We start from the raw sequence: 15,163 nt of genomic DNA on the forward strand, positions 1-15,163 counted from the left end.
GGACTCGAAACCGGGCCGCTACTCAAATCTGGGGGGGGGGGGCGTCGACCAGCTCGTTGCTTGCGAAGGGTGCGCAAGCGACAATCGCGGATATCTATAGGCAGGAGGCGGGAATGAACGACGAGCCCTACACAGGTGCGCATTCAGCCCGACAAAGGGACCACTGCCCCAACGTATCGAGGCCAGAACCGAACGCGATCGGAGGGGGGGAGTGTTAACTACGATCGGCGATTCCCTCGCCAGCATGCACGCGGGTGTTTGTGCACGCGCGGAGTCCAAAAAGGTAGCGCGAGCAGAACGGCATGGATGACGACCTCAACCAGACTCATCCAGAAATCCGTTTCGCGTGGTGGAACACAAGTCTGTCGCCGCCCGGAATCAAGAGCCGAAGTACACCGGAGCGCCTTACCTTCGTGACTAAGCAGCTTTCCGAATTGCGGTCAGTCGCCGGTTGGGACGTGCTCGGCTTAGGCGAAGTTGCGGCAAGCGATATCGAGGCAATCCTGGAGGGACTGAACCAGCCCAGCTTGGATAGCGTGCGCGTATCGGTGCCGCAGGGTAAAGCTGTGAACGACACAGCTTTAATCTTCAATCGAGACAAGCTAGCGTTCCAACGTGAGCAGTCTTTCTATGACGTGCACGGGGGCCGTACCCTGAAGGCGGGGCACTTGGCGCTTTTCGTCGAGCGAATCACTGAGCAGCCTCTCGCAATCGTCGTGGCACACTGGCCGGGACGGCGATTCACCGGCGAGCACGAACCTGCTCGTGCCAATTTGGGCATGACGTTACATAAGTCAGTTCAGGATCTGCAAGCGACGTGTCCGAACGTGATCGTTATGGGAGATTTCAACGACGATCCATCGTCTCCTTCGTTGGCGCGCCACCTGCTCGCTACGCGTGATCGCACGCTCGCGAAGAAGAAAAATCACATGCTATACAACCCTTTCTGGCGAAGCATGAGCGAATCTCAGCCGCTAGGAAGTACCGAACATAGCGTTTGCGGAACGCATTATTACAGCGGCCGAGAGGATTCGAACTGGTTCACTTACGACCAAATTCTTTTCTCCCCCGCGTTGCTCAGCGGCGACACCTTTGTACTCGAAGAGAGCGCCAGTTTAATCGTTCCGTTACCTGAGCTAGTCGAACTCATAACGTCCAAACGCTCCATATATGATCACTATCCTGTAGTCAGCACGATAATCGCGAGAACCATGTCATGACCGACTTTGTTAATGCATTTAGGATCGGACAAGCTGCGGCAGAGGAGTCGCGCGCAGCTAGAAAATCGATAAGCGAACTCATCGATCGCGTATCGAACGAGCTTAGCAATGCCACGGGCGGCCGCATTGAGCTTAAGGTGGAGCATTTCAATGTTTTCAAAGACACACTTGGCCCCATCATAGGAGCGCTGGCAACGCCGCCCAAGTACGTGAAAGAGACCTATTTGGCCGCAACCAACCCGCTCAATACCGATGGCAAATGGGTGAAGCTAATCGCGTGGGATCAGCCGCGAGAAGGCTTCCCATGCCGACTCGAATTCGGCAGCAAACAGCTGAACTGCTACGACATAGAGTCTCTTGAGGCCGCAATATCAGACGCTCTGTCTACGTCCGCGATCGGTGAAAAGCTTGCGGCGTTGATCGCGAGTGCGCCCGACGAGCCGTCCTAAGTTTGCCTCGTTGGTGCATCAAATTGCATCGCCATAAAGTTCCTGGCGATAGCGTGCCGCCCATTGGTACGCCTCAGTTTAGTTAGCTCATCAACTGCATCAAAAAAGGGGGGGGGGAGAAGCGCGCAGGCGAGGAGGGGGGACGACGCGCGCGGGAGAGTGCAGACGACCTCGCCCCCACCCCTCGCCGGACCCCGGCGGCCGCCACCCATGCAGGTGGGCAGCCGTGCAGTTTCGCTCACGAGACGTCGCCGCGCGCGGCGGCTCGCCGCGGCTCGCCATGACGCGTCAGGCGGCGCCCGCCACACATGGGCTTGCGGAGCGTTTCAGTGGCTCTGCTTGGCCGGCGGCGGAAACGCTACAATCGCCCCCTCTCTGGGGAGACGTTAAGGATGATCAGTCGCTTTGCGCTCGCTTGCTCTGCCTGTTCGACCCCAATTACGGCGCGCATTCAGATCGGTCACGAGGAAAGGCAGCGCCTGAGCGCCGTATGCCCAGCCTGCTTCGCCCCGTTTTCAATGACGTTGGACCTGTCCCATCCGCCCCACATCATCCCTGTCCTGATCGATGGTTGCCGCGTGGAAGAGGACAATAACGAAGCCGCCATCGTCGCCAATCTAGGCACCGGCTACGTCATATCACGCGGGCGACTGCACGATGACGCGTATTTTCCGGTCTTCGACATGCCCGAGCCGACCAAGGACGAGCTGGCGGCGTTCGGCGATGCTCGCCTGATCGACCTGACCGTCGCACTGGGCGGCCTCCCTGATGCGCAGGGCAAATGGCGTCTGGTACGCAACGCCTATCGCCATGCGCGTCTCGGCCGCTTCGAATTGTGCCAGCAGACCCTATCTACCCTTTACCCTGATGAAAAGCTTCCGGAGATCCCGATTGAAGCAGCTATCGTCACGTTTCTAACTCGCACACTGCATCCCTGCGGCATGCCACGCATGGAGAAATTGCTCAGCGATATCAGCGCCGTTCGCACACAGTTTCCCAACGAGTTCGAGCGCCTCCGCCTACACTTCCAAGCCCAACGCGATGATCGCTTGGATGATTACATGGAGGTCTTCCAGCACTTCTTCCGTGCATATGACGAATTCAACCAGACGCTGATTTACGTTCGTCGCGGCATCGACCTTCCCGAGGATCCATATGCCCCCTCGAGCGACTTCGATAATACAAAGTTGTACTACGGCGAAGCCTTCGAGTCGCTGGGGGCGGGCTTGGATTTCGCGATCGCTCTAAATAATGTCGCGAGCGGACGCGCCTTCGATAAGCTGCGGAATATAAGCCTTCAGGAGTATCGAAGGTCCGACAAGGGACGACGTGGCGAGGCGATCCGCGACAGCGACGTATTCGAGGTGTTCGTCGAGGAATACGACAACCAATTGCGTAACGCCTCGCACCACCGGTGGCTGCGGCTGAGCGACGACCGCTCTGAAATCACCTACCGCATCGGAGGAACTGGCGAGCGTCGCTCGCTAAGCTACGCTACATACCTGCTGCGCTGCGATCGCATCACGATGAGTTTGATGCTTTTGGCAAGTTTGGAATTGCTTGTCTTGCATTGATCCTACCCGGTTATCAGACGAACTATGCCGTCAAAAGCGGGGCAGGATGGCCATCCGATAGGCATCAAGAAGGAGCCTGCGGCGCTGGAATCACCCGTTCCGGGAATCTATGTCGAGGTCGGCGACGGCGACGGCGACGGCGAGATGAACGGAATAACGGGGAACGGGGTTACGAGTGGCGATGCGGATTTATCCCATGCCGGCAGGATCGCGAAACTTGATCGCCTCGACACCCAGCTCTTCGTTCACTGCCAACATGCGCTTCTCAATCGCCACAATCTCCGTCTGCACGAACGCCTCCCTTGCTTTCGTCACGTCGCCGAATCCGCCGGCGTTGCTCGGCACTACACCCAGCAGCTGAGGCGGTACACGGTGCGCAGCCAGCATGTCGTCGCGACTGGTGTTCTTGATCGAAGCGAAATGATCGCGGGCCCCTACCTCGCTGATCGGGATAAGACGAATCCCGTCCTTCTGGCCGTTCGGCGTATAGACGAAGAGATTGCGGAAGTTGCCCGGCCCTGTCGAATCTTTCAATGCCTGGCGGATCGCGTCGATATCGGCCGGATCTTGTGCCGCATCGGTCATTTGCAGGATGAATCCCGCGTGCGCCCCGTTGTCGTAATACTTTCGACGGAACAGCGTGGCCGATCGATTCAGCTGAACGGCATGCAGCGCGCTCATGTACTCCGGCACACCGTAGATTTCTTGGCGCACATCCACGTCGAACAGATGGACGATAGACCCGTTGTCGAACTGCAAGGGCTGGCCACCCTCGGGGGCGAACCAGAAATCATCGGGTTTCAGGCCAACGCGCGTCTGCATGGATGGCACGCGGGAGAGCTTGAGCAAGTGGCCGCTGATCGCATCGGCGCGCTGTAAATAGCCGTTGACAAACGTCACGAAGTCCAGCGCGAAGGCGGAGAACTCGCGCGTGGAGAGGTACGACGTCGGCACGAACGCTTCCACCAACAGGTTCCGTTTGAGAAACAGGGACGATGCATGGTGCCGGGCCGTACCCATGGTGTTCGCCAGCCCCCGCAGGTTGATCGGCGGCTCGTACCAGCGGCCATTGCGGAACAACTGGGCGTAGTCGAGCAGCGACGCACGATCGATCGGCTCGGGCTCGCCGAAAGTTAAGGCAGTCCCACGTGCCGCAGCGGCGTTTGGAAGGGTGTCTCTTGCGGTGGCCACGTGGGCCGTGGTGCGCCGATTGTTCTTGCTCATCAGGAAATCTCCACAATGGATCGGCCCCGGGCCAGTGGCCCGGCGAGGGGTTCGTAAATCAGGGTGTGCATCAATGACCCGGCGAGATCGGCGTGCCCGACGCCATCGGAGCGGCCCGCCGAATAGGTCACATGGCGACCGCTGGCGGTCACGGTCTTGCGGATGGCCAAGAAGGCGGCGGCGAGGTCCGTCCACCCAGCGTCGAACTCGAGGCGACCCTTGTCCATCACGTCGTAGGCCTTCATGACCATCTGGCCCTTTAGCTCGGGCGAGTAATGCAGGGCCCGCACGTTGGGGAAGAACTGGCGAACGAGCTCGAACACGCTCTGGCGGATGCCCGTCACGTCGATGGCGATATCGCGCACGTTGTAATGCCCGCACAAGGCCTTGATCTTGCCTGCCTGAGCCGAGAAGTCCGGGCCAGCCTGGGCGTGCTGTCCGACGAGCGCGCACTCGCCATTTGCACGGCCGCAATCAACCTTTTCGACAGCGCCATGAAGCCGGCGCGCGATCGGGCGGTTTCCGACCCCGGCTTCACCCAGATAACCTCCGCCGTGCGGCGGAAGGGCGGCGCGAGCCCCGCCCCCCCTGCCTATGGCTGAGCTAGGCGAAGACGCCGCACGGGCCATGCTGGGCCGTCTGATGGCTGCCGGCGTCATCGGGGCGGCCATGATGGATGGTTTCCACCCCATCATCGGCGGGGAGTGCTGATCATGATGCAGATACAAATGCCCACGCTTGCGGGTCGCTTCGCCCTTTGCGTCAACTGCCGCACCGAGCCCCGCCATATCGCACACCATGGTCGTTCCTTGTGCGAGACGATGCAGGCCGAGGTGCCGGCCGTCCGGCAAAGCCTCGAATGCCGCTGCGGTCGCTCCACGGGCCTGAACGCGTCGCTGGCCGGTGCCAAAACGGAGTGGGGTCAGCGCTTCGGCCAGTTCGCCTTGGCACTTCCTGCGGCAGTCTATTTGTCGAGGCGACACCGTACGAGCGCTAAGGAGACGGCGCATGCATGATGTCGCCGTCGCCTGGGCCATACAGGCTCAAAGATGAAGACCTTCTTCGCACTGATGGCGGAATACAGTACTGCCAACATTCCGCTCGAGCATGTCTGTCATTTATTCGGTCTCGGTACCGACGAAGCAGCCAAGCGAGCGAGCAGGCACCAGTTACCTGTGCCCGCCTATCGCGCGAGTAAGCAAAAATCGCCATGGATTGTCGACGCGCATGAGCTAGCGAAGTATCTGGACAGTCTGAAAATCAAAGCAGCAGACGCATGGGGTAGAGTTCGCGGCCTAACCGGGTAAACGGCGTAAGTAGCTTCGCAAAAAAAACGCCTGATGCGCGGCTACTTGGCTGAACTGGCTGCAACGACGACGCGTCAGAACGGAGGCTCGAACCCTGCGGAAGGGCGGGGTTCGGGCGACAGTGCCCGGTGAATCTCTCTAAGACGTCCCAAGAGCTCATCAAAGGCGACGACCGATACTCCGACAATGGCTGAACGGAAGAGATCGAAGGACTTTCGCATTCCGGCATCCGCTGGCGCGGTCCCGACAATGACGACTGAAGTAATGGCGTACCCGTGCTTATCGTGCAGCCCACTCCGCGCGCACAAACTCATCCAATCCGCCTGAAGCTGCGCCCTCTGGTCCAGTGCTTGAGCGACCGTCCCGGAAAGTTCGCTAGACGGAGGATGCACACCGCCTCGATACTCTCTCGCCAAAAGGGCGGTCCCGGGCGTTTTTATCTCGATCACAGCCAGACTGCCCGTCGAGGACGTTGCGGCCAGAAAGTCGGCAATCTTGCCACCGAATCGATAAACCGAGGTCCCGCCTACGTATGCAGAGCCAGATATAATCATTGCGGGAACTGCGAACGCCAAACTAAGGATGAACGGATTATCCTGCAAGAATCGCTGCCATTTATTTTCGCTCAGATCTCTCTTCAGCATGCCTTCGAAGCTGCTAATCAGCTGCGCCAGTGTGACGAGTTCGATTTCTTTTTTCAGCTGAAAGAGAGATCTGGGCTCTTCGGCAGCCAGAGCATTCGCGCTTGCGTAAACGAGCTTTAGCGCCGCGCTTCGATCACCCTTCGTCATCGCCAGCGCGGGGCCGCGAGCCGCCGCGAATCTTGCAATGGTTCCTGCCTTGTGTGCGCTAGCCAATTCCGGGTAGGCGTCCTTGTCCGAAGCGTGAAGCACGGCGTTGTGGGCCAAGATACGTCGTTCAACAAGTGAATCGCGCTGAAATTTCTGACTTAATCTCCGGAGCGCATCAACGAGCTCCCGAAAACGGTGTTGTCCTAAATAATAGGTGTCGCCCTTTCGTACTGCGTCATATGCGCCACCCTGACCGTGAATGACGAGCGAAGTTACGCCATCGATTTTTGCGACTGCGTCGCAAATGAAGCGATACTCCCAAAGAAGACCCAAACCCGAACCGTAGTCCTTCGAAAAGCCCTTGGGCAGCTGCTCCAGCAACGCTTCAAAGTCCGCTTCGTCATAAGGCAAATCAAAAGGGAATCCAACCTTTGCACTGACAGTAATAGTTTTCAGCGTTCCGTACTTTGGCTTGAGATAGTCAGCGTGCGCCGGGTTTGTATTCCTAGGCCACATCATTATTGCGGCCGGAATGACGTGGGCTAGCGCAACCATGGGATGCGGCCCACTCTCAAACGGCTGAACTGGGTCAGCGTCCGAGTACATAACCCAGACGCCACCGTTTTCGTCGGCGTCGTCCGGCTCCTCCCCTCCATAGTTGTCGGCGAAAAACTCCAGCGCCGCCTCGGGCGTCATGCCCAGGGCTATCCGTGCGGCTCGTCGATACTCTGTGGGGCGCTGGGACGGCATCTGCTTCTTCCTTGTACGGCTCTAGGTGCGACGAAAGTGCAACATAGCTGGCCATCTCAGCCCGTCAAGCCTTGTAGCGCAAGGGCTACGGACATTCGGCGGTCCAGTCCATCATTGGCGCAATCGATAGCTGAAGGTCTTTTCGATTGATAGCGTGCATGGCGAATATTCTACATGTGTGCCTCGGAACGCCAAGCGTTCTTGGTGATTGTGGCGATCGCCCACCGGAGGCTTTTCAGGCTTCGTTGTCCGGTGAACGAGTCCGTTCTCGGTGCTGAACACTCGACAGATACAGTGCCATCGCGCTCAAGCTAATGCCAATTCCAACGCTAACCCAGAACAGCCAAAGGAAGAAAACTGGCCTTCGGCATCGAACGAACTTGGCATCAAACGAAAAGGCCCCCTCACAAGGGACGTATGCCAGTGAGAAACCGCTCACTGCATACATCCAAGAGGTGGCCGCGACAACAGCAACGACTCCCATCGCAACGAACAGCCATTTCCTGGACCACCAACGCTTCTTCATGGATCGTCACCACCGTATGCAGTCTTCACTTGTGGCCCATTGACGCCTACTGACTCCGTCGAGAGCTGACATTATCTTGGAGCGAACGCCTCAGCCCAGCGATGGGTTTCGCGATGATCACCCAGTCCGAGCGCGTCGAACTCGTCCTGTCCTGCTTTCGCAATGACGCCAATGGCTCTCAATGCTTGGCTGATTGCAGTGTTGGGCCACGCATCACCATACCTTCGCTTCCGGGTGAAAAGATCACGTCGCCATTGAGCCACGCGATAGCGTCCTGGATGCCGTCGCCGCCAAAGTACTCGGTGGAAATGTAGGCTACTGCACTACTCTGGGACATCCGCAGCGCTACGTCGATCACTCCGGGAGCCATTGCAAGCAGGGCAGCCTCAGTTTGCGAGGTGATCGCCTTTAGCTCTGCAGCCAAGGAATCAGTCATCGGAACCAGTGCAAATCCCCGTGCCAAGGGACAGATAACAGCGTTTCTGAAGGGCGCTGTTTCGTCGAGCATCCAGCGCTCTTGACCAACCAATGCCTTAACGTCGTGCATGAAAGGTGACAGTCCTCAACAAAAGGGGAAGTCGAACTTCTTCATTAGTGCGCTTCGGTTCAAAAGTCGACCTTCCGAGTTTGCCCAGTCGCCTTAGGCGAGGCCCATCCGTTTCATCGTGACGACGTTCCAACTGCTTCGCGGGAACGAAGGCCTTTATTTCAGCGGTTTCCATGACCATGAGGATCCTTGGCCTGCGCCAGTCGTCCAACCGAACACCTGATCCGACGGCTTATCAAAAACTTCCTCGAAACGCACATTCCACTGTTGGCGAATATTTACCCGCTTCGATGGCGGCAATGGTCTGCCGCGTCACACCTAAGCTGGAGGGGGCCTGGAACCGTGGAAGGGGGTTGCAGGATCGCGACAGCGGCGAAGTAGATGCTGAAGACCACGACCAGCGTCGTCAGTCACACCTAGGCAAAACGCTCTCGCTGAAGCATAGCCATTCCATCGCTGGTTAGTGGAGGCCTATGTATGATTCGCGTGACATAAGACCCAAGACCGTGGGTAGTCGGGAACCAGACACGTACGATCCCTTTAGCAATAACGCCTGGTGGTGCGGACGCCCACTCCGACGCGACGGAGATCGCAGCGCCTGCGCCACTAAAACGTGTATATTTTGCCGTTATGTACCCGACTGACGGGGTCGTCATGGCCGGTGCTTCGTTCAATGGAGGATTTATGTGTCGTACCCCCTGGCTGGTCCTTGCGGCCCTTCTTGCCGCCTCGCCGGCCGGCTTCGCCGCCAGCTTCGACTGCGCGAAGGCCGCCACGCCCACCGAGAAGACGATCTGCGCCGATAGCGCCCTGTCCAGCCTGGATACAAAGCTGCAGCAGGCCTACAAGGAGGCGATGGCGGCCGCCGCACCATCCAGCAAGCCGACACTGCTGACCGAGCAGCGCCACTGGAACCGCTACGTGCGCGACGTCTGTACCGAGGGCGCATGCCTGACGCAGGCCTACAACGCGCGTATCGCGGTACTGTCGTCAAACGAGAAATACATCGCGGACACATCGAAGTGCGAGATCCCCGCAGGCAGGTCTTGCCGCAGCGTGATCACCATGCGCGATACGGGAGCCCGCGTGGACTCGTTCAATAAATCGCTGATCGGGAGCAAAAAACCGGGCCGTATCCTCGGCTGCGACAAGCTCATCGACCTGCCCGCCGGCGGCGGTTCCGACGGCAACCACAGCTACGGTGGCTTCTGCACACTGCAGTCGGGCACTGCACGCCAGCGTGTCCGCATCTGTAACGATGACATGGTTGGCCACTTCGCCATCGAGCCATCCACCGACGATTCAGCGTCGGGATTGCGCGATTTCACAAACAGCCAGTGCTTCGGCGGCTGACGATTCCGTTTCATCCCACCGATCCATCGATTACCAGGAGTTACGATCATGACGGACATGACCACCGACCAGCTTCGCACCATGCTGTTCTCCACGGAGAACAGCAACAATCAGGCGGCGCTCAATACCTTTAGTTACGCAGGCGGCAACAAGAGTTCCTATTCATTCGGCATGCTGCAGTTCGATGTCCGGACTGACCATGGCGGGGTCCAGGACTTCCTCCGCGAGAACGGCTTCTCGCAACAGCAAATCCAGATGCTCTCGCAGCACGGGGGACTCAGCGAGCAGGAACTGTCTGGACTGAATGCTCAACTCAAAGCCATTCCGCAGGACAAGATCGACACTTTTACCAACTCGCAGCTAGACGCCGCGACCGGTCGCGTAAGCGACGTCGTCGACCGCATCCAGAATAACAATCCGGTCGTCGGCCACGCTATCGCGGCCAGCCCGGAACTGCAGCTGGCCCTGGCCGACTACGACAACCAGTTCACGATCAGTGGCATCGACAGCGCCGCGACGCCGAACAACTCGATGCTTGCGTACCTCGAAGGCAAGAAGGTGACGCTTCCGGGCGGGACGCTTCAGCTTCAGGGTGACCATGTCTCGCGCGAAGACATACAGAAATTCATCAATGCGACCAAGTATGGTGTGGATCATCCCACCTCGGTGGCCAACCGCGAGATGCGCCTTGAGAAAGCGTTGCACGGCATGAGTCTGGCACAAGCCCAGGGTCAGCCCACGCAAAACGCACCGGCTTCCCCCGCCGCTGACGGTCCGACAGCATCGACGCCCGCAGCGCCGAATCCTACAGCGCCGACGGCGGCAAGCCAGACGCTGCGCGAAGGGCTGCACGACGATGATCGGGTCCGCGTCATGCAGGCCACACTTGTCGAACTGGGGTACAAGGACTCTCACGGGCGTACCCTGGAGGCGGATGGCAATTTCGGACCCGCAACGCGCCACGCCGTGGAAGCCTTCCAGCGCGATCACGGCCTGACAGCGGACGGCGCGGCAGGCAAGAACACCCTGCGTGAATTGCGTGATGCGAACGCTCATCGCGATGTGCCGCCTCCCAGCCTTGAGAATGCGGATCATGCGGGTAACGGGATGTACCGGCAGGCGCTCTTCGCCGTTCAGCGATTCGATGCGGAACAAGGACGTACGTCCGATCAGTACACCTCAAACTTTGCAGGCTCTCTGGCTGCGAAGGGGAAGGCGGAAGGTCTCGAACGCATCGATCAGGTGGTCCTCAGCGATAACCGCGACCGCGCATGGGCGGTTCAGGGCGACATGAACTCACCTTTCAAACGCTACGCCGAGGTGGACACCGTGCAAGCGGTCAATACCCCGCTGGCACAGAGCACCCAGGCGTGGGAGCAGTCTTCCGCACAGCAAGGTCAGATGCAGCAGACTGCGCCGACGCAACAGCTTGTGGAATCGCAGCCGAACCGCCAGCCGGGCATGTGAGCGGTACTAAGGGGCGTGCGTGAGCCGCCCCGGCTCCGTCGAATACCGCTGACGTGAAGGATCCCTCGCCAGACCTCGCTCACCACCGAGGTCACGCCCCGACCGGACCCGCGGCGGATCAAGCGCCCAGGCGGACCCGAGCAATCCAACGACCGCCGGTACGGTCCAGAGCAAAAGACGGGTCACCGGCTCGTCTATCCCTCGATCCATCACACTGAACGGGTTGATGTATCCGAACGGAGGAACGATAGCGAACAATAGGCACAAGGCCGCGGCCAGTCGAGCGCAATGGACGGCCAGCCCCGCCTTGCGCGAGGCTGGCCCACCCGGCAAAGCCGTGTTAGTGGATGTAGCCGCTTTCCGCCGGATTCGCTTCGATGCGAATCAGCTTCAGCGAGCCCATCTCACCCATGCCACCGCCGGAGAAGGTCAGCACGCCTTCGCCCTTGTAGTGAAATTCGGTGCGGTAGTTGTCGCTGCCGAAATGGAAAGGAATGAATGCCTTACCCGTCTGGTACGACTTCTGATCGGTCGGCGGTCCGATCAGGTCCATGATCTCCTTCGAGTACATGCCATCGTGGACCTTGGCGAACTTGCTGTCCGGCGCCGGCGTGCCGATGCGTTCGACCGCGTCGTCCGAACGGCCCGCGCTGAGCGAGATCGGGGCGTATACAGCGAGCACAGCGAGCGAAACCATCGCGACGAGTGATTTGAATTTCATGACGAACGACCTCTCCTTGAGTCTTGACAAAGCGACAGACAAAAGGGGAAGACGGCCGTCGGCGACGTGCCTGACCTGTGAGTGGCTCCCCCTTTAGGAAGAACGAAAAAAAGCCCCCTGAGGCCGCTTCGTTCTTCGACGCGATGGTAAGTTGTCGGGGCGGCAAAGGCAAAGATTGGCACGGCAAACGTGCCGTGTAGGAGTTCCCCTACAAGCAAACGAGACGTACGTCTCATTCGACGCGTCACCGCCCTGGGACGGACGCTGCGTCTCTCGTACATGGACGGAACGGCACCCCCTAGCCGCCCTATGGCGATTTGTCGGCGCCTCGGCTAACGTCGATACCTGCATGGCCGGGGAGGCCATCAAGGGGAAGGTTCCGCCACCCGCGCGGGATCACCGAAAGTAATCGTCTACAAGGACTTATCGATGACATTCGCTTCGACCGGCCTGCGTCGCCTGTTTGCCCTCGCCTTGGCCTGCACGGCCTTTCCCGCACTCGCCCGCAACGACAACGTGTACGTCGCCAGTCAATCGTCGGATACGGTTTCCGTGATCGATGCGGCATCCCATACGGTTACCGCCACGATTCCCGTCGGCAAAGCCCCGATCAGCCTCGCCGTCAGCCCGGATGGATCGACGGTTTACGTCGCCAACGCCAATAGCGACAGCGTAAGCGTCATCAACGCCGCGACCAACACGGTGACCGCAACCATACCCGTCGGAAACACGCCGAACGCGCTCGCGGTCAGCCCCAACGGCGCGGAGCTGTATGTTGCCAACGCGAATGAAAGCAGCGTGTCAATCGTCGACACCACCACCCACACCACGACGGCGACGGTGGCCGTGGGAGGCCTGCCCCTGACGATCGGCGCCAACGCCAGCGGCACGCGCGTCTACACCGGCAACGTGGGTGACCTTACGGTGTCGGTCATCGACACCGCCACTCACACGGTGACGGAGAACATGCCGGTAACGGCAAGTCCGGACTCTCTGGTCGTTGGTCCGCTGGGAGCACGGGTATACGTCGCCAGCTACAACGAGAACGTCGTATCCGTCATCGATACATTCAAGAATACGGTGACAGGCGTACTGAAGGCCGGTAAAGGCCCCGATGCCGTGGCAACGAGCCCGATCGGCATTCCGCTGTATGTCGCCAACGCGGATGACAACACCGTATCCGTCATCAATCCCTTTACGAAGACCGTCATCAGCACGATACCCGTCGGCACGTCACCCGCGGCGATCGCTTTCAACCGCCGCACGGGTCGTATCTACACCAGCGACTTCGGTTCGGACACCGTCACGGTTATCGACGCACGGACCAACAAGGTCATGGCAACCGTTGGCACGGCCCACCACCCCTCGTTCGTGGCGGTTCAGCCGTAAGCCGTCGCGCGACGCAGATTGCAGCCATAGGAAAATCGTCGAATCAGGCCTCGTGGCCGAGAGGATTTCCGATGTTCTGCGCGATCCGCCACAGGACACCGCTGGGATCGGTCAGCGTGAAGTCTCGCATCCGCCATGGGCGATCCGCGGGCGGCTCTGACCGGACGCCGTAGCGGCCGACGAGATCCTGAGCCTGCACATGACTCCACCACGCGTCCACATCGGCCACGAGCAAGTGCATCACGAAATTCGTGGCATGTTCCTCGACGTAGAAGCCTTGCAGAAGAAAGCTGCAGTTACCCGCATGGAGATACGCAAGGCCGTCGGATGACGATGCAACGGTGAAACCCAGGTCCCGGTAAAAACGCAGCGATAACTCGAAATCCTTCGCCGGGACGAAGGCCTTGATCTCCACCGTATCCAGCGTCATGACTCAGCCTTGACCGGCTCCGCAGGCCGTTGCGCGGGAACGAAGAAAGCCGAGATACGATCGGCCCAGATCAGCAAGCCGAGTCCCAGAACAGCGTCCACCACCGTGTGGTTGATCGAACCCAGTTCCGAGACGGCGCCCGCGTAGAGGCCCTTATGCACGTTGTAGGCGGTCAGCAGATAGCTGATGGCCGTCAAAATGCTGCTTGCACCCAGGTAGCGAAGAACCAGCGCGAACCATTGCCGTGGCGTCATAACCTAACCCCTTCCTTATCAGTCATCCGATGTCTGTCGGCCGAAGATAGCCTAAGCAGGCATCGGACGCCACGCAACCAGGCGCTCGACTCAACCCCGGCTCGCGGTGCGTTTTCAGTCCGGTCGCAACGAGCAACCCAGGTAGTAAGCCGCGTTCAGTTCCTTGGCGCGCTTCTGTGCGATCTCCCGGATCTCATCGCCGTGCTGGGTGAACTTGTCCGGGTGGTACTGGATGATCAGGGCCTGATAGGCCGCATTGATCTCCGCGCGCGTGGCCTCGGGCGACACGCCGAGCACGTCGTACCACGGGCGGCGGGTATCGAGTTGCAAGGGCGGCTTCGTGCCCGTCGCATCCGGCGTATCGTCCCTGGGGGTCGCCATCATCGCGGAGACGAATTTGTAGCCGATCGCCAGGCAGATCCCGACGACGACGATCTCCATCACGTTCATGCCAGAGCGCCTTCGATCTGTTGTAGGTAAGTCTGAAGCTGCTGGTGTCGATCACTGCCCGCCTCTTCGATGTCGAGCTGGCGTTGCAGTCGCGTGCGGATGGCATCACCGAGACGCCCGCGCTCATCGGCGTCCAGCAGCGCATGGGCGACGGCGAAAAGGTCGAACCGCTCGGCGGCACGCGCGCCCTGTTTACGAACGAGGTTCAACGCGTACGGCGCGCAGAGCAGCGCATCGGACGCCATGCCCGAGAACGTCTTCCCGGCGAGACCGGTGATCCTGCGCATGCGCCAGACACGCCACACCGCCGCGCCGATCGCTGCGTACAGGGCGATCATCCAGCCGAGCAGGCCGTACACGTTGCCCGCAAGTACCGCGGGCATCGCGGCGAACAGCAGCGCGACGACAAGGACGGGAAGCGCGGTGGCGGTCACTCCGGCTCGCCACGCTCGCAGTCCGTGCAGCGGCGCCGGGTTGCCAGGCTCCTTCTGCGACGACCAGCGCAGACGGAGCAACGCACGTGTCGGTGCGAAAAGGGGCGGCACGTAAACATGCCGCCCCGCCAGTTCGAACTCAGTGCCGACGGAAAACGACCAGCGTCCGTCGCGGCGCTCGAAGAACACCACTTCGTTGTGATAGAGCAGCAGCGTGGCGTCGTAGACATACATGCCCACGACGCCCAGCAAAAGCCACTCCGTGTTCGGCAACATC

The 15,163-nt window shown here is 59.8% G+C and carries 16 protein-coding genes; 7 read left to right on the forward strand and 9 right to left on the reverse strand.

From position 1 onward, the window contains the following. Positions 1 to 302: 302 nt before the first annotated feature. The 3 genes from B5X73_RS10860 (at position 303) to B5X73_RS10870 (ending at position 3,243) form a co-directional block, all read left to right on the forward strand. Complete coding sequence (locus B5X73_RS10860) at positions 303 to 1,220, forward strand: endonuclease/exonuclease/phosphatase family protein (RefSeq protein WP_079521695.1); 918 nt, start codon at positions 303 to 305, stop codon at positions 1,218 to 1,220. Then, entirely contained in the window at positions 1,217 to 1,669 is a 453-nt protein-coding gene (locus B5X73_RS10865; RefSeq protein WP_079521696.1) for a hypothetical protein, read from the forward strand. The genes B5X73_RS10860 and B5X73_RS10865 overlap by 4 nt, the downstream gene beginning before the upstream one ends. A gap of 392 nt (positions 1,670 to 2,061) precedes the next feature. Next, on the forward strand, positions 2,062 to 3,243 hold the full coding sequence (locus B5X73_RS10870; RefSeq protein ID WP_139382744.1) for a zinc ribbon domain-containing protein: 1,182 nt from the start codon (positions 2,062 to 2,064) through the stop codon (positions 3,241 to 3,243). Positions 3,244 to 3,432: 189 nt separating this feature from the next. On the opposite strand, the gene B5X73_RS10875 is transcribed toward B5X73_RS10870, so the two are convergent. Next, positions 3,433 to 4,467: a phage portal protein gene (locus tag B5X73_RS10875; protein WP_139382745.1), complete on the reverse strand. Its 1,035-nt coding sequence runs from the start codon at positions 4,465 to 4,467 to the stop codon at positions 3,433 to 3,435. Next, on the reverse strand, positions 4,467 to 5,267 hold the full coding sequence (locus B5X73_RS10880) for a phage terminase large subunit family protein (protein WP_176167811.1): 801 nt from the start codon (positions 5,265 to 5,267) through the stop codon (positions 4,467 to 4,469). Before B5X73_RS10880 ends, B5X73_RS10875 begins: the two co-directional genes overlap by 1 nt. A 249-nt stretch (positions 5,268 to 5,516) precedes the next feature. On the opposite strand from B5X73_RS10880, the gene B5X73_RS10885 reads away from it, so the two are divergent. Continuing rightward, complete coding sequence (locus tag B5X73_RS10885; protein ID WP_079521699.1) at positions 5,517 to 5,774, forward strand: pyocin activator PrtN family protein; 258 nt, start codon at positions 5,517 to 5,519, stop codon at positions 5,772 to 5,774. Between the two features lie 74 nt (positions 5,775 to 5,848). Here B5X73_RS10885 and B5X73_RS10890 read toward each other — a convergent pair whose 3' ends face one another. Both B5X73_RS10890 and B5X73_RS10895 read right to left on the reverse strand, forming a co-directional pair. Further along, positions 5,849 to 7,315 carry a Shedu immune nuclease family protein gene (locus B5X73_RS10890; protein WP_079521700.1) on the reverse strand — a complete coding sequence of 489 codons (1,467 nt, stop codon included), beginning with the start codon at positions 7,313 to 7,315 and terminating at the stop codon, positions 5,849 to 5,851. Positions 7,316 to 8,019: 704 nt separating this feature from the next. After that, positions 8,020 to 8,388 carry a hypothetical protein gene (locus B5X73_RS10895; protein WP_079521701.1) on the reverse strand — a complete coding sequence of 123 codons (369 nt, stop codon included), beginning with the start codon at positions 8,386 to 8,388 and terminating at the stop codon, positions 8,020 to 8,022. 654 nt (positions 8,389 to 9,042) lie between these two features. Between B5X73_RS10895 and B5X73_RS10905 the strand changes: the two genes are divergently transcribed. Both B5X73_RS10905 and B5X73_RS10910 read left to right on the forward strand, forming a co-directional pair. Further along, a complete protein-coding gene (locus B5X73_RS10905) occupies positions 9,043 to 9,741 on the forward strand; it encodes a lysozyme inhibitor LprI family protein (protein WP_217699770.1) in 699 nt (232 codons plus the stop codon). Between the two features lie 48 nt (positions 9,742 to 9,789). Further along, positions 9,790 to 11,208 carry a peptidoglycan-binding domain-containing protein gene (locus B5X73_RS10910; RefSeq protein WP_079521703.1) on the forward strand — a complete coding sequence of 473 codons (1,419 nt, stop codon included), beginning with the start codon at positions 9,790 to 9,792 and terminating at the stop codon, positions 11,206 to 11,208. Positions 11,209 to 11,548: 340 nt separating this feature from the next. On the opposite strand, the gene B5X73_RS10915 is transcribed toward B5X73_RS10910, so the two are convergent. Then, a complete protein-coding gene (locus B5X73_RS10915) occupies positions 11,549 to 11,929 on the reverse strand; it encodes a hypothetical protein (RefSeq protein ID WP_051943962.1) in 381 nt (126 codons plus the stop codon). Positions 11,930 to 12,358: 429 nt separating this feature from the next. On the opposite strand from B5X73_RS10915, the gene B5X73_RS10920 reads away from it, so the two are divergent. After that, the gene (locus B5X73_RS10920) at positions 12,359 to 13,318 is read left to right on the forward strand and encodes a YVTN family beta-propeller repeat protein (RefSeq protein ID WP_079521704.1); all 960 of its coding nucleotides are present in this window, start codon (positions 12,359 to 12,361) and stop codon (positions 13,316 to 13,318) included. A gap of 43 nt (positions 13,319 to 13,361) precedes the next feature. On the opposite strand, the gene B5X73_RS10925 is transcribed toward B5X73_RS10920, so the two are convergent. From B5X73_RS10925 to B5X73_RS10940, 4 genes are all read right to left on the reverse strand, one after another. Further along, positions 13,362 to 13,748 carry a VOC family protein gene (locus B5X73_RS10925; RefSeq protein ID WP_079521705.1) on the reverse strand — a complete coding sequence of 129 codons (387 nt, stop codon included), beginning with the start codon at positions 13,746 to 13,748 and terminating at the stop codon, positions 13,362 to 13,364. Continuing rightward, the gene (locus tag B5X73_RS10930; RefSeq protein ID WP_079521706.1) at positions 13,745 to 14,002 is read right to left on the reverse strand and encodes a hypothetical protein; all 258 of its coding nucleotides are present in this window, start codon (positions 14,000 to 14,002) and stop codon (positions 13,745 to 13,747) included. The genes B5X73_RS10925 and B5X73_RS10930 overlap by 4 nt, the downstream gene beginning before the upstream one ends. Positions 14,003 to 14,116: 114 nt before the next feature. Next, positions 14,117 to 14,452 carry a J domain-containing protein gene (locus tag B5X73_RS10935; RefSeq protein WP_051943965.1) on the reverse strand — a complete coding sequence of 112 codons (336 nt, stop codon included), beginning with the start codon at positions 14,450 to 14,452 and terminating at the stop codon, positions 14,117 to 14,119. Further along, positions 14,449 to 15,162: a hypothetical protein gene (locus B5X73_RS10940; protein WP_079521707.1), complete on the reverse strand. Its 714-nt coding sequence runs from the start codon at positions 15,160 to 15,162 to the stop codon at positions 14,449 to 14,451. The genes B5X73_RS10935 and B5X73_RS10940 overlap by 4 nt, the downstream gene beginning before the upstream one ends. Position 15,163: the final 1 nt, after the last annotated feature.

The organism is Luteibacter sp. 22Crub2.1, assembly GCF_900167995.1.
Classification (GTDB): domain Bacteria; phylum Pseudomonadota; class Gammaproteobacteria; order Xanthomonadales; family Rhodanobacteraceae; genus Luteibacter; species Luteibacter mycovicinus.

Bases quoted from the DNA above. Each gene is read 5' to 3' on its own strand.
- B5X73_RS10865 (WP_079521696.1), top strand. From the start codon at position 1,217: ATGACCGACTTTGTTAATGCATTTAGGATCGGACAAGCTGCGGCAGAG.
- B5X73_RS10880 (WP_176167811.1), bottom strand. From the start codon at position 5,267: ATGGTGTGCGATATGGCGGGGCTCGGTGCGGCAGTTGACGCAAAGGGC.
- B5X73_RS10860 (WP_079521695.1), top strand. From the start codon at position 303: ATGGATGACGACCTCAACCAGACTCATCCAGAAATCCGTTTCGCGTGG.
- B5X73_RS10940 (WP_079521707.1), bottom strand. From the start codon at position 15,162: ATGTTGCCGAACACGGAGTGGCTTTTGCTGGGCGTCGTGGGCATGTAT.
- B5X73_RS10930 (WP_079521706.1), bottom strand. From the start codon at position 14,002: ATGACGCCACGGCAATGGTTCGCGCTGGTTCTTCGCTACCTGGGTGCA.
- B5X73_RS10885 (WP_079521699.1), top strand. From the start codon at position 5,517: ATGAAGACCTTCTTCGCACTGATGGCGGAATACAGTACTGCCAACATT.
- B5X73_RS10910 (WP_079521703.1), top strand. From the start codon at position 9,790: ATGACGGACATGACCACCGACCAGCTTCGCACCATGCTGTTCTCCACG.
- B5X73_RS10890 (WP_079521700.1), bottom strand. From the start codon at position 7,315: ATGCCGTCCCAGCGCCCCACAGAGTATCGACGAGCCGCACGGATAGCC.
- B5X73_RS10925 (WP_079521705.1), bottom strand. From the start codon at position 13,748: ATGACGCTGGATACGGTGGAGATCAAGGCCTTCGTCCCGGCGAAGGAT.
- B5X73_RS10870 (WP_139382744.1), top strand. From the start codon at position 2,062: ATGATCAGTCGCTTTGCGCTCGCTTGCTCTGCCTGTTCGACCCCAATT.
- B5X73_RS10895 (WP_079521701.1), bottom strand. From the start codon at position 8,388: ATGCACGACGTTAAGGCATTGGTTGGTCAAGAGCGCTGGATGCTCGAC.
- B5X73_RS10875 (WP_139382745.1), bottom strand. From the start codon at position 4,467: ATGAGCAAGAACAATCGGCGCACCACGGCCCACGTGGCCACCGCAAGA.
- B5X73_RS10920 (WP_079521704.1), top strand. From the start codon at position 12,359: ATGACATTCGCTTCGACCGGCCTGCGTCGCCTGTTTGCCCTCGCCTTG.
- B5X73_RS10915 (WP_051943962.1), bottom strand. From the start codon at position 11,929: ATGAAATTCAAATCACTCGTCGCGATGGTTTCGCTCGCTGTGCTCGCT.
- B5X73_RS10935 (WP_051943965.1), bottom strand. From the start codon at position 14,452: ATGAACGTGATGGAGATCGTCGTCGTCGGGATCTGCCTGGCGATCGGC.
- B5X73_RS10905 (WP_217699770.1), top strand. From the start codon at position 9,043: ATGGCCGGTGCTTCGTTCAATGGAGGATTTATGTGTCGTACCCCCTGG.